Below are 13,121 nucleotides of genomic sequence, written 5' to 3'. Positions count from 1 at the left end.
CTGCGCCCTGAGCGTCAGGCACAAAAAAGGAGCCGTAGTGGCTCCTCAGGAAAAAATCGCTTCAGCAGTGGTTTTGCGACGCTTACTGCGTGCTTGCGGTACTCACAACGGGTTGTGGCGTTGAAGCCGTCTGCGGGTCGCTGGCAGCGGGCGCCGTACCGGTGGCTTTATCCCCCACATTCACTACCACAGGCATACCGGAACGACGTGTAATCGCTTCTTTCACCATCGCAGCATTGGTGTCGTCATGCTTAATGAATTTTTTCATCGCAGCCGTCAAGGCTATCGGCTTGGTTTGCGGATCATCTTTTTCAGTATGCGACAGTGGCTGATGAACTTCGATATAGCGTTTACCGTCTGGCTCAATGTCATATTTGATTGGCTGATTGATGATCTGCACGCGCGTGCCCTTCGGCACTGTATTAAACAACGCTTCGATATCATCAGGACGCAAACGGATACATCCTGAGCTCACTCGCATTCCAATGCCAAAGTTGGCGTTGGTGCCGTGGATTAAATACTGCCCGGTCCCGGCTGACAGACGCATCGCAAATAGCCCCATTGGATTCTCCGGCCCTGCGGGCACCATTCCAGGCAGTTTAATGCCATCTTTCAGGTAAGCTTTACGAATATTGGCGGTCGGAGTCCACGTCGGGTTGGGGATTTTTTGGCTCACTGACGTTACCATCTCCGGGGTATTTCGCCCTAACTGGCCGATACCAATCGGATAGACGATCACTTTGTCTTCACCTTTTGGATAATAATAGAGGCGAAGTTCGGCGAGGTTGACAACGATACCCTCACGTTTGGTATCTGGTAAAAGCATTTGCGAAGGAATGGTCAGCACGCTACCGGCTTTTGGTAAATAAGGGTCCGTACCCGGGTTCGCTTCAAGCATAGCAATCAGACCAATTTGATATTTAGCCGCTACGGCTTCCAGCGGCTGACCGTCATTAGGTACCACATAAGTCGTGTTTTCGCCTATCAGGCGGCTATTATCCGGCGGCAGAGGGTATTCCGCTGCACTTGCGGTCAGGGAGTGCGTTGCCATCATTGTGCCAACTAACATCGCCAAAAGGGGTAATGCGCGTCTCATACTCAGTCCTTTTTGGGCCTGCACTCAGAGGATCTGAGGCCAGACAATTATCTTGTCTGTTAATACTAGCAGCGCAGAACCTCAAGGCAATCAAACCGCAGAAAATCAGAAAGTTACCTAATGGCATGACCGGTGGAAAACACAGTGAAACGGTTTTTTAAACGGATGAAAAGTCAGGAGTAAAACAGAATAAAACGCGGGGATATTCAGAAATGGCTTTGCTCATTAGCAGACGATTCCTAATGAGCAAAGTGAGCAATCAGCGCTTAAGCCAGCGTCGCTGCGTTAGCACGGATAGAACGGATCATCGCTTCCAGCCCCTGCGAGCGTGAAGGCGTGAGATGCTGGCTAAGTTCCAGCTCTGCGAAGAACGGACGGACATCCAGTTCAACAACATCGCGCGGCGTGAGTCCCTGGTACAGACTGAACACAATCGCCACTAACCCTTTCACGATAGCCGCATCGCTGTCGCCTTCAAAAGTGAGTGCTCCGGTTTCATCCGTGCGCATCACGATCCACACCTGGCTCTGACAGCCTGATATCAGATTTTTGTCCTGACGATGTTCCTCCGGCAAAGCCGGTAACTGCCCGCCGAGTTCAATCACGTACAGATATTTCTCTTCCCAGTTCGGGCACCGGGAAAAATTTCTCACTAACTTACTTTTATCTGGCAAAGCCATAACAACATCCTGATCGAGGTTGTCAGGCTTAGCCCAACAACCGGTGAATACGTTGCAGTCCTGCGACCAGACGGTCGACTTCTTCACGGGTATTGTACATCGCAAGCGACGCACGGCACATAGCCGGAACACCGTAGAAAGACATTAATGGCATCGCGCAGTGATGACCCGTGCGGATGGCAATACCGTATTGATCGAGGAAACTGCCCACATCGTAAGCATGATGTTTACCGAGGTTAAACGCTATCACGCCTGAACGGTGTGCCGGACCGTAAATCTGAATATCAGGCACTGTCGCCATCTGCTCAAGTGCGTAGGTCATCAGTTCCTGCTCGTAAGCATGGATATTCTCCAGCCCCAGTTCAGTCACATAGCCCATCGCCGCGCCCAGCCCCATAATACCACCGGTATTTGGCGTGCCGGCTTCAAAGCGCCATGGTGCGGCCGCGAAGGTCGTACCTTCACTCAGGCTGACATGCTTGATCATCGATCCGCCACCTTCCCATGGCGGCATCTGATCCAGCAATGCTTTACGGCCATACAGAATACCGATGCCGGTTGGCCCGTAGAGCTTATGACCAGACCAGACATAGAAATCACAGCCCAGCGCCTGAACGTCGACCGCGTAGTGCATGACAGCCTGTGCGCCATCAACCAGCACAGTCAGCCCGGCCGCTTTCGCCTGCGGGATGATGGTTTCGAGCGGGTTAACAGTGCCCAGCACATTGGAAACATGCGCCAGCGTCAGCAGTTTAGTGCGCGGTGTGATAAGCCCTTCAAGCTGAGATAAATCCAGCTCACCTTCCGGCGTCAGATGCCAGACGTCGATGTGCAAATCACGTTCTTTCGCCAGCATCTGCCATGGAACGATATTGGCGTGATGCTCCATCTCGGTCAGGATAATGCGGTCACCGGGGTGTAAAAATTCACGCCCCCACGTATTGGCCACCAGGTTAATAGCTTCCGTGGAACCTTTGACGAAGACAATTTCTTCCGCCGATGCAGCATTCATGAAATGTGCGGCCTGAGTGCGGACGTTTTCCATCTGCTCAGTCGCTTCTGCGCTCATGGTATGAATGCCGCGGTGAACGGCAGCATAACCTTGCTCGAAAAAAGACATTTCGCGTTGAATAACCTGATGCGGTTTCTGTGCGCTGGCAGCACTGTCAAGATAGGCCAGCGGTTGGCCGTTAACTTCGCGGCTCAATACAGGGAAATCGCTTCGTACTCTTTCCAGTGGAAAAGTCATTACTTACCTCGATTGAGTCGACCCGCAATACGGGCAATCACGACGTCACGCAGGGTTTCATTCTCGATGGCTTCCGTCAGTTCAGCAGCAAAAGCAAAAATGATCATTTGCTGAGCATCATCACCGCTGATACCACGGGTACGCAGATAGAAAAGCTGTTCGTCATCAATACGACCGACGGTCGCACCGTGGCTGCACTTGACGTCATCGGCATAGATTTCGAGCTGTGGCTTGGTGTCAACTTCGGTATGTTTACCCAGCAACAAGTTGTTGTTGGTCATTTTTCCGTCAGTTTTCAGTGCGTGCTTCGCCACTTTAATCATGCCGTTGAAAATCGCTTTTGCCCGATCGTTCACGATCACTTTGTGCAACTGGTTGCTGTTGCAATAACCTTTGTTGTGCTCAAGATAGGTGCGGGTATCCGCAATCTCACTGTCAACCGGCAGAACCAGGCTGTTAATGTTGAGATGGGTATTTTCACCGTTCAGCTGCGCACTGGTGTTATTACGGGTCAGGCCCGCGCCCAGCAGGAAACTGTGGCTGGAAACTCGTGCATCACGCCCGACAACCAAATCATTGTGCGAGAAGTGGAAGCTGGCCTGGCTTTCGAACGCCAGTTTGTAATGCGTAAAGTCCGCATTATCGCCCACATTTACCGTCATACGTGCGCCGGTAAAGTGCCCGTGATCGTTGAGACTCAGGTAATGTTCAATCACTTCTGCATTTGCACCGCTTTCAATGGCTAAATGATAGCGATGATGCACCGTATTCATTTCACGCGACTGGTCGCGACCACTGCTGATATGTAAAAGATACAGCGGTTTGTCTGCCTGTTTACCGGCAGGAAGGCGTACAGCGATAGGATCCTGCGCCAGACTTTCAGTCAGGTGCAAAAAGACTTCAGACTGAACCGGCTCAGGCAGCGTTTGCTGCGCCGCCGCATTCAGTTTCTGGATCTCAAATGCACCGGTTTCAGCATCACTCAGGCTTGCATCGAAACGACCATCGACGAAAACCAGACGATATGAATCGAGCGGCAATGCTAAAGACTTCACTGTCTCAGCCGTTACGGCCTGCTGCTGAGGGGCAAAGAACTGATTGCCCAGCAGAGAGGAAACCGGCGTATATTTCCAGTCTTCCATTTTGGCGTGCGGGAAACCGAGGCGCAGCACCTGTTGCCAGTGCGTGTGGGCGTGAACAGATTGCTCGCCACCGCGGCTTTCAAAAAGACGGTAAAGCTGCTGCATGGCATGTGAACTGCCCGCTGCAGGTGCATTACTCTTCGTCGGTAAGCCAGCCATAACCCTGCTCCTCTAACTGTTTAACCAGGCTGAAATCGCCAGATTTTACAATACGACCCTGATACAGAACGTGCACATAATCAGGCTTGATGTAGTCGAGGATGCGTTGGTAGTGAGTGACTATAACGAAAGAACGTTTGCCGTCACGCAGAGTATTAACACCGTCAGAAACGATTTTCAGCGCATCGATGTCCAGACCGGAGTCGGTTTCATCGAGAATGCAAAGATTTGGCTCAAGCGCCGCCATTTGCAGAATGTCATTACGCTTTTTCTCACCGCCGGAGAAACCGACGTTCACTGAACGGGTCAGCAGATCGGCAGGCATCTTCAGCATCGCGATTTTTTCTTCGATGAAATCCGCGAAGTCAAAACGGTCCATGGCTTCCTGACCGCGGTATTTACGCACCGCATTCACTGCGGTTTGCAGGAAGAAATGGTTGGTCACGCCCGGGATTTCTACCGGGTACTGGAAGGCCATGAAAACGCCTTCACCAGCACGGTCTTCCGGAGCAAGATCCAGTAAATCTTTACCGTTGAACATTACTGAACCGTCGGTAACTTCGTAATCTTCCCGGCCAGCCAGTGTCGCGGAGAGCGTACTTTTACCTGAGCCGTTCGGGCCCATGATGGCGTGTACTTCTCCCGGTTTGATCTCCAGATCAAGTCCCTTGAGAATTTCCTTTTCTTCGACACGGACCTTCAAATTCTTGATGCTTAACATACGTATCCTTGAGTTTGCGCCTGCGCGCTCATAATTCTGATTATGCTTTGACTGTGCTGAACTCAAACCTGTCCGCCGCGACGTCACACCACGCTGCGACGGCAGAAAAGACGTCGGGTTTTTAACCGACGCTGTGTTCAAGGCTTATCGCCAGCAGTTTCTGTGCTTCGACAGCAAACTCCAGCGGCAGCTCGGAAAAGACATCTTTACAGAAACCGTTAACAATCATGGAAATAGCATCGTCTTCGCTGATACCACGTTGCAGACAGTAAAACAGCTGGTCATCGCCAATTTTCGACGTTGTTGCTTCATGTTCCAGCTGAGCAGTGTTATTACGCACTTCAACATACGGGAAGGTATGCGCTGCGCTGTCCGGACCAATCAACATGGAATCGCACTGCGTAAAGTTACGGGCATTTTCCGCGCCTGGTAGGATCTTCACCAGACCGCGATAGCTGTTCTGGCTATGGCCTGCGGAGATACCTTTTGAGATGATCGTGGATTTGGTGTTTTTACCAATGTGGATCATCTTGGTGCCGGTGTCAGCCTGCTGTTTGCCACTGGTCAACGCCACAGAGAAGAACTCACCGATCGAGTTATCCCCTTTAAGGATAACGCTTGGGTATTTCCAGGTGATCGCCGAGCCGGTTTCAGACTGCGTCCAGGACATCTTCGACCCTGCGCCTTCGCACAATGCGCGCTTGGTCACAAAGTTGAGGATCCCGCCGCTGCTGTCTTTACTGCCGGAGAACCAGTTCTGCACGGTGGAATATTTCACTTCTGCATCTTTATGCAGAATGACTTCTACAACAGCCGCATGCAGCTGGTAAGTGTCACGCACCGGCGCAGAGCAGCCTTCGATGTAACTGACATAGCTGCCTTCATCGGCAATCAGAATAGTTCGTTCAAACTGACCCGTTTTCGCGGCATTGATACGGAAATAGGTCGACAGCTCCATCGGGCAGCGCACGCCCTTCGGCACGTAAACGAACGTGCCGTCAGAGGCGACAGCGGCATTGAGTGCGGCGAAGAAGTTGTCCTGCGCAGGCACCACGGTGCCGAGATATTTGCGAACCAGATCTGGATATTCGTGAATGGCTTCACCGAAAGAACAGAAAATGACGCCAGATTCCGCCAGTTTTTCACGGTACGTCGTGGAGACAGAAACGGAGTCAAAAATTGCATCGACCGCCACTTCTCTCCCTTCACGTACCGGGACGCCCAGCTGTTCAAAGGCTTTTTCAACTTCGCTGGTCAGGTAGTTTTTACCTTCAAGCGCAGGAATACTGTGCGAGTCTGCCGGAGGCTGCTGTGTGGCACCAGGCTGAGAACCACAGGTATCATCGCAGCTGCCACAGGATGGCGCAGAATAATAGCTGTAATCCTGATAATCGAGAGGCGTGTAATACGCTTTCAACCAGTGCGGCTCTTCCATTTTCAGCCAAGCATGATAAGCCTGCAGACGGAACTCCAGCATCCACTCAGGTTCGTTGCGTTTCGCGGAAATCGCGCGAACCACATCTTCGTTGATGCCTGATGCTAATTCATCGGTTGCCAGCTGGGTGAAAAACCCTTCCTTGTAATTCACTCCCTCGCCGACCCAAGACTGCACATCGTCTGGAATTTCTACGTTGCTTCGTGACATGTTGGTTACATCGCTTTGTTTACAATAATCTTAAAAATCAAAAGATTCGGTCTTACAGGCCGAAACTTTCGCCACAACCACAGGCGTGTTGCGCTTTAGGATTATTGAATTTAAATATCTGATTCAGCCCTTCACGGACGAAATCCACCTCGGTTCCGTCGATGAAAGGCATCGCCTTCAGCGGAACAAACAGCAAAGCGCCGTCATGCTCAAACACCAGGTCATCGCTGGCCGGTTGTTTGGTTAAATCCAGAACGTAGCCAAAGCCGGCACAGCCCGATTGTTTTACCGAGAGCTGGAGGCCTTTCACTTCAGGATCCTGGGTCATCAGGGTCTTAACCTGTTTCGCCGCAGAATCGGTCAGGATCACGCCTTGCCATACGTTGTCGTCTAAAGAGAACGAGCCGACAGTTTCAGTTTGCATCTGTCTTACCTCATAGTTTTATGGTCATAGACAAGACCTATTGTCTCTATTCTAGTGATTACAATTATCACTTCAACCTCTTGTTTTAAGAGGGTATAGCGATGACCCACGAGGAACGTCGCTCAATGTGCATCGGCTTTGGGTCCGGTTGCCGGCGGGTCTTGAACACCGCAACCATCAACTGATTGAATAAGTTGTCAATTTTTTGTTAAAAAACTCAAAATTAACCTTACAAAGCTCATGGTTTAATAGCTTTCATTATGTCTATTATAAAACATTCATCGGAAATGCCTATTTATGAATTCACCCTAAACGCAATAATAAGGCTCTTTTTGTCTACGCTTTGGCAGATGACAAAACGAAAAAATCCGATGAAAACGTTGATCCGCTGATTTTTTGCCAATATGATGTTCATTCTTTGATAATGATTATCATTCAGATAACCCGGAATACTGAGAATGGCTCAATCGGTAAATGCGTGGTTGCAAGGCAAGATTGACGAATACAAATCGACTGTCCGCGATGCCACCGTGGATTTCTATATGGCTGATGCAGCCTTACGACGCCCTGAGGCACATCTGTGCCAGCTGAAACGCTTTAATAGCATTTGCCTGGACATGGCCAATTTATGCCTGCAAAACGGGGATGATCACAGTTACCTGCACGCGTTATGCAAACTGCATAACCGCCTGATACTGGAAATAAACAGCGTCGTTCGATGTGAACTCTTCCGTGTTCAGAGCTACCATTTTGCGCGGCACACGCTCAAACTCATTTGCCAGTATTATGCCATGTTGGGCATCTGGGAAAAAGCGACGGCCTTCCAGACCGACTTCGCAAAACGCGTTCCTTATCATCTTTGATATATTTTCAACGCGTTAGCGCAGAAAGACTTCTGAATAAAAAAGGCGGACAACTTTTCAGTATGTCCGCCCCTTCCAGCGCTATAAGTCCCGCTCATTCACTTTAGTTATCTGTCGATGACCATCGTCGTTAGCCTGGAAACACAACATAATTCCCCTTGCTGATCGAAAATCTCAATCTGCCAGACCTGACTGCGACGCCCCGTGCGTAATGCACGACACACCCCGCGAACAGGGCCTTCTCTGGCCGACTTCATATGGCTGGCGTTAATCTCCACGCCGACCACCGTCTGTTGACCTTCACTGCACAGGTAACCGGCCATCGATCCCATGGTTTCTGCCAGCACCACGGATGCGCCGCCGTGTAATAAACCGAAAGGTTGGGTGGTACGGGCATCTACCGGCATGGTGGCTTCAAGAAAATCATCACCCAGCCGGGTAAACACTATCCCTACATGCCCTACCATGCATCCCTGACTGCGCTCATTGAGCGCTTCAAGCGTGGTGGTTCTTTTCCAGAATGACATTGTGCTTCCTTATCCTCAGGGAATGATTTCCAGCAGAGCCTGTAGCGGATGGCGAACCCCATTACCCTCAATGCGTTTGACCTGGCTGCGGCATGAGTAACCTGTTGCCAGACAGCGCTGACGCGGTAAGCGCTGCAGCGAGGTATGCCATGACAGCTCATAGATTCCGAGTGAGTTTTTTAGATTTTTAGCTTCATGACCGTAGGTGCCTGCCATTCCGCAGCATCCGACACTGACATTTTCCAGCTTCGCGCCGTAACGGGCAAAAATATCGCTCCACTGTTTTCCACTGGTCGGCAGCGCCGTGCTTTCGGTGCAGTGTCCAAACAGATACCACGATTCGCCGCTTTGCTGCTGCGCCGGACGTTCTGCCAGCCAGGTATCCAGCCATTCGTGCACCAGCTGAACCTGGAAAAACCCGCGGGTATCACCGAGAATTTCTTTATATTCATCGCGATAACACAATACCAACGCAGGATCGACGCCGACCATAGGCATTCCCAATTGCGATACGCGGTTGAGGAACAACGACGTTTTCTTCGCTGTTTTGGCAAAACGTTGCAGGAAACCTTTTATATGCTGCGCCTTACCGTTCGGGGAGAACGGCAACAGCACCGGCTTCAGGCCGAGTTTTTCGATTAAACGAACGAAATCAGCCACCACCTGCGCATCATAGAAGCTGGTGAACGGATCCTGAACGACCAGAACATATTCCCCTCGCTGAGCCGGTGATATTTTTTCCAGCTGTTCGAGCGTCATCGTGATGGCGCGGTGCCCCAGCAATTGCTCGCGCAGCGTCGGAGAAGACAGCAGCGGCAGATCCACCATGCCGATGCTTTTGCGGCTCATCTCCCGCACCCAGGGCTGTTTAAGGAAGAAGTTAAACAACTTTGGCGCCCGCGCCATCAGCGGAGCATAACTTTCCACGCTCGCGACCACATGGTCGCTGGTTGGGCGCAGATAGCGGGTGTGATAAAGCTGGAGGAAACGCGAACGGAACCCGGGAACATCTATTTTGATCGGGCATTGCGTTGAACAGGCTTTACAGGCAAGACAACCTGACATGGCCTCTTTAACTTCATGTGAAAAATCATATTCGCCTTTATTGGCATGCCAGGTATTACGCGTGCGATCGATCAGACTGCGGAAACTCAGGCCTTTTTCCGGCAGGGCATTTTCCAGCACCAGCGGATCAACGCCCTGCTCTGACAGCAATCTCAGCCACTCTCGCACCAGACCTGCGCGGCCCTTAGGCGAATGAATACGGCTGCCGGTTATCTTCATTGAAGGGCACATCGGGCTTTTCACATCAAAGTTAAAACACAGACCGTTGCCATTACATTCCATCGCGCCACGGAATGACTGACGCACCTCGAGCGGAATACGCCGATCCAGGGTGCCCCGTTTGGCGGCATCCACTTTCATCATCGGCTCATCGCAGTCAAGCGGCGCACAGATTTTGCCGGGGTTCAGGCGGTTATCAGGGTCGAAGGCGGTTTTTATCCGTCGTAATTCATGGAACAACGTTTCGCCGAAAAATGCAGGACTGTATTCGGCGCGAAAACCTTTGCCATGTTCACCCCATAGCAAGCCGCCGTACTTGGCCGTCAGCGCCACCACCTCGTCAGAAATCTGTTTCAGCAACATCTCCTGCTGCGGGTCACACATGTCGAGTGCCGGACGCACATGCAGTACACCCGCATCAACGTGCCCGAACATGCCGTAGCTCAGATTATGGCTGTCGAGAAGTGCGCGAAACTCCACGATGTAGTCCGCCAGATGCTGCGGAGGCACGCAAGTGTCCTCTGCAAACGGCAGCGGTTTTGCCTGCCCCTTGGCATTTCCCAGCAGCCCGACCGCTTTCTTACGCATATTGTAAATACGTTCGATTCCGGCGAGATCGGCGCAAATCTGATAGCCAATCACCCCGCCTTCCTTGTCGCTCATGAGCCCGTCAAGACGTTCGCATAATGCACTCACCTGATCTTCAATCAGATCGGCGTCGTCACCGGCGAATTCAACAATGTTCAACCCCTGCATATCTTTGCCGTCAACGTCCTTAATGTACTCACGGACGCTGTGCCAGACGATATCCTCACGTGCCAGATTCAGCACCTTAGAATCGACGGTTTCCACTGACAACGCTCTGGCGTCGACCATAAACGGCGCGTTACGCAGCGCTGAATTAAAGGAGTCGTACTTAATATTGACCAGCCGACGCACTTTGGGAATGGGTGTGATATTCAGGCGCGCTTCAGTAATAAACGCCAGCGAACCTTCGGAACCGGTCAGGATCCGTGTCAGGTTAAATGTTTGCAGATCATCGCTTAATACGTGGCGCAAATCGTAGCCGGTGAGGAAACGGTTAAGTTTTGGAAACTTTTCAATCACCAGCGCGCGGTTATCGCGACAACTGTCTAATACCGTGCGGTAGATTCTGCCAATCACCGAGTCTTCTTCACCGAGTTTGTCGGCAAGCGCAGCGGGCATGGCGGTGGTATCGAGCATCTCCCCACCGAGCACAATCGCCCTCACCCCGAGAACATGGTCCGAGGTTTTGCCATAAACCAGCGACCCCTGCCCTGACGCATCGGTATTGATCATGCCGCCGAGCGTCGCGCGGTTACTGGTCGACAATTCAGGTGAGAAGAAATAACCCAAAGGGCGCAGATAGTCATTGAGCTGGTCTTTGATAACACCAGCCTCAACCTTGACCCACCCCTGTTCAGTATTGATATCCAGAATGCGGTTCATATGACGGGACATATCAACCACGATGCCGCGGTTCAGAGCCTGACCGTTCGTGCCAGTGCCCCCGCCGCGCGGCGTGAAGACCAGCGTTTTAAAACGTTCCTGCCCGGCAACGCGGGCAATCAGGGCAACGTCTGAGGTTGCCAGCGGAAACAGGACTGCATCCGGTAACAGCTGATATACGCTGTTGTCAGTCGCCATCGTCAGGCGATCCGCGTATGTCGTGGTGAGATCACCGGTAAAACCGTTGCTCTTTAAGGCTTCCAAAAAATCGAGCACCAGCTGGATGACACCCGGTGCCTGAGAAATCTGTGGGATCATTGAATTATGACTCTGTCTTTGTTGTATGCCTGGCAAACGCTAAGCGCTTGCCGGATCTGCCGGGCAGATCCACCCTGTTCTTTACCCAGAATAAAAACTAACATACTTCGTTTTTAAGCGCTCCGTCTGGCTGAACTTTGTTTCAATTGTTTCATGACGTTCCGCAAAATGCCGTTCTGGCAACACCGTGTTGCAACTAAATTTGCGGCGCGCTATCCAAACCTGACTGAATGTTCCATGATTATTGATGGATGCCGTCGGCGCGGCGTATCGCTATTTTGGAGGCTCAAGGCTGAGGCCTCTTCGTTTATCCTTATGAGAAACATGAATGAATCTCCCAATTAAACGTTATGACTTACCACAAATTATGTTTGGGGTGCTCTTTATTGCGCTGATGACTGTCGCCAGCATCTGGATAGTTCAGCCCTTTATATTAGGCTTTGCCTGGGCGGGAATGGTGGTGATTGCCACCTGGCCGCTGATGATCAAATTACAGCGTATTTTGTGGGGGCGACGTTTCCTTGCCGTCATCGTCATGACCCTGCTGCTGATCTTACTCTTCGTCTTACCCATTGCTTTACTGGTCAGCAGCGCCATTGAAAATGGCGCGCCGCTGGTGGCGCTGGCAGGCAATCCGTCGACCTTGCATATGCCGGATTTTCAGTGGCTGAAAGCGATCCCGCTGGTGGGTCATAAACTGTATTACGGCTGGCATGCGCTGATTAATGGCGGCGGCAATGTTTTGATGACCAAAGTACAGCCTTACGTCGGACAAACGGCATCCTGGTTCCTGACGCAGGCCGGGCATCTGGGGCGCTTTATTGTTCACTGTTCTCTTATGTTGTTGTTCAGCGCCCTGCTCTACAGCCGGGGTGAACAAGTCGCGATGGGGATCCGCCACTTCGCGGTGCGTCTGGCGGCAGAGCGCGGCGATGCGGCTGTCATCCTTGCCGGTCAGGCGATCCGCGCGGTCGCTCTGGGTGTGGTCGTGACCGCCATTGTGCAATCCGTTCTCGGTGGTATCGGGCTCGCGATTGCCGGCATTCCTTATGCGACCGTATTAACCGTCGTGATGTTTGTCTGCTGTGTCGCGCAAATCGGCCCGTTGCTGGTGCTTATCCCTGCCATCATCTGGCTTTACTGGTCAGGTGATAATACCTGGGGCACGGTGCTGCTGGTCTGGAGTTGTGTGGTCGGTTCATTGGATAATGTGCTGCGCCCGGTGCTGATCCGCATGGGTGCCGATTTGCCTATGTTGCTGATTTTGTCAGGCGTTATCGGTGGTCTGTTTGCTTTCGGCATGATTGGTCTGTTCATCGGCCCGGTGGTACTGGCCGTTTCATACCGCCTGATTTCGCTTTGGGTGCATGAGGCACCAGAGCCTGAGTCAAACCCGGAAGAAGCATTAAAAGCGCTAAACGAGTGATACCTTCAGACATTCACTAACGCTCTGGCGTTGTCTCATCTGAATAATGAGACAACGCCACTGCCTGTTATTATCGTCAATATTTTTGTCTCTTCTTGTGTTAAAAAAACGTCTTAT

The 13,121-nt window shown here is 51.6% G+C and carries 11 protein-coding genes; 2 read left to right on the top strand and 9 right to left on the bottom strand.

What is annotated here, in order from left to right; all coding sequences use genetic code 11:
- Positions 1-82 precede the first annotated feature (82 nt).
- The 7 genes from ACQZQY_RS13635 to sufA all read right to left on the bottom strand — a co-directional run bounded on the left by ACQZQY_RS13635 (position 83) and on the right by sufA (position 7,116).
- Complete coding sequence (locus ACQZQY_RS13635; RefSeq protein WP_431295797.1) at positions 83-1,096, bottom strand: L,D-transpeptidase family protein; 1,014 nt, start codon at positions 1,094-1,096, stop codon at positions 83-85.
- Positions 1,097-1,362: 266 nt separating this feature from the next.
- On the bottom strand, positions 1,363-1,776 hold the full coding sequence (sufE, locus tag ACQZQY_RS13630) for a cysteine desulfuration protein SufE (protein ID WP_056773571.1): 414 nt from the start codon (positions 1,774-1,776) through the stop codon (positions 1,363-1,365).
- 28 nt (positions 1,777-1,804) lie between these two features.
- Positions 1,805-3,025, bottom strand: coding sequence for a cysteine desulfurase SufS (gene sufS / locus ACQZQY_RS13625; protein WP_390975121.1), 1,221 nt, complete (start codon positions 3,023-3,025; stop codon positions 1,805-1,807).
- The gene (gene sufD, locus ACQZQY_RS13620; protein ID WP_431295796.1) at positions 3,025-4,326 is read right to left on the bottom strand and encodes a Fe-S cluster assembly protein SufD; all 1,302 of its coding nucleotides are present in this window, start codon (positions 4,324-4,326) and stop codon (positions 3,025-3,027) included. The genes sufS and sufD overlap by 1 nt, the downstream gene beginning before the upstream one ends.
- Positions 4,301-5,047, bottom strand: coding sequence for a Fe-S cluster assembly ATPase SufC (sufC, locus tag ACQZQY_RS13615; RefSeq protein WP_056773552.1), 747 nt, complete (start codon positions 5,045-5,047; stop codon positions 4,301-4,303). The genes sufD and sufC overlap by 26 nt, the downstream gene beginning before the upstream one ends.
- A gap of 121 nt (positions 5,048-5,168) precedes the next feature.
- A complete protein-coding gene (gene sufB / locus ACQZQY_RS13610; RefSeq protein WP_056773544.1) occupies positions 5,169-6,692 on the bottom strand; it encodes a Fe-S cluster assembly protein SufB in 1,524 nt (507 codons plus the stop codon).
- Between the two features lie 52 nt (positions 6,693-6,744).
- A complete protein-coding gene (sufA, locus tag ACQZQY_RS13605) occupies positions 6,745-7,116 on the bottom strand; it encodes a Fe-S cluster assembly scaffold SufA (protein ID WP_056773540.1) in 372 nt (123 codons plus the stop codon).
- A gap of 458 nt (positions 7,117-7,574) precedes the next feature.
- Here sufA and ACQZQY_RS13600 point away from each other — a divergent pair, with 458 nt between their 5' ends.
- Entirely contained in the window at positions 7,575-7,979 is a 405-nt protein-coding gene (locus tag ACQZQY_RS13600) for a hypothetical protein (RefSeq protein ID WP_056773538.1), read from the top strand.
- A gap of 107 nt (positions 7,980-8,086) precedes the next feature.
- On the opposite strand, the gene ACQZQY_RS13595 is transcribed toward ACQZQY_RS13600, so the two are convergent.
- Entirely contained in the window at positions 8,087-8,506 is a 420-nt protein-coding gene (locus ACQZQY_RS13595; protein WP_431295795.1) for a hotdog fold thioesterase, read from the bottom strand.
- Between the two features lie 15 nt (positions 8,507-8,521).
- Positions 8,522-11,578 (bottom strand): D-2-hydroxyglutarate dehydrogenase YdiJ, encoded by a 3,057-nt coding sequence (gene ydiJ / locus ACQZQY_RS13590; protein WP_431295794.1) that lies wholly within the window; start codon positions 11,576-11,578, stop codon positions 8,522-8,524.
- A gap of 328 nt (positions 11,579-11,906) precedes the next feature.
- Here ydiJ and ydiK point away from each other — a divergent pair, with 328 nt between their 5' ends.
- Positions 11,907-13,004: an AI-2E family transporter YdiK gene (gene ydiK, locus ACQZQY_RS13585; RefSeq protein ID WP_056773526.1), complete on the top strand. Its 1,098-nt coding sequence runs from the start codon at positions 11,907-11,909 to the stop codon at positions 13,002-13,004.
- The last annotated feature ends 117 nt before the right edge of the window (positions 13,005-13,121 follow it).

Source organism: Rahnella sp. PAMC25559 (assembly GCF_050632365.1).
Lineage (GTDB): Bacteria > Pseudomonadota > Gammaproteobacteria > Enterobacterales > Enterobacteriaceae > Rahnella > Rahnella rivi.
Note: the sequence above shows the minus strand (reverse complement) of the source record. Positions and strands in the feature narration are given on the sequence as shown.

Coding starts and splice junctions, on each gene's coding strand:
- ACQZQY_RS13635 (WP_431295797.1), bottom strand. CDS start 1,096: ATGAGACGCGCATTACCCCTTTTGGCGATGTTAGTTGGCACAATGATG.
- ydiK (WP_056773526.1), top strand. CDS start 11,907: ATGAATCTCCCAATTAAACGTTATGACTTACCACAAATTATGTTTGGG.
- sufD (WP_431295796.1), bottom strand. CDS start 4,326: ATGGCTGGCTTACCGACGAAGAGTAATGCACCTGCAGCGGGCAGTTCA.
- ACQZQY_RS13600 (WP_056773538.1), top strand. CDS start 7,575: ATGGCTCAATCGGTAAATGCGTGGTTGCAAGGCAAGATTGACGAATAC.
- sufA (WP_056773540.1), bottom strand. CDS start 7,116: ATGCAAACTGAAACTGTCGGCTCGTTCTCTTTAGACGACAACGTATGG.
- sufB (WP_056773544.1), bottom strand. CDS start 6,692: ATGTCACGAAGCAACGTAGAAATTCCAGACGATGTGCAGTCTTGGGTC.
- ydiJ (WP_431295794.1), bottom strand. CDS start 11,578: ATGATCCCACAGATTTCTCAGGCACCGGGTGTCATCCAGCTGGTGCTC.
- sufS (WP_390975121.1), bottom strand. CDS start 3,025: ATGACTTTTCCACTGGAAAGAGTACGAAGCGATTTCCCTGTATTGAGC.
- sufC (WP_056773552.1), bottom strand. CDS start 5,047: ATGTTAAGCATCAAGAATTTGAAGGTCCGTGTCGAAGAAAAGGAAATT.
- ACQZQY_RS13595 (WP_431295795.1), bottom strand. CDS start 8,506: ATGTCATTCTGGAAAAGAACCACCACGCTTGAAGCGCTCAATGAGCGC.
- sufE (WP_056773571.1), bottom strand. CDS start 1,776: ATGGCTTTGCCAGATAAAAGTAAGTTAGTGAGAAATTTTTCCCGGTGC.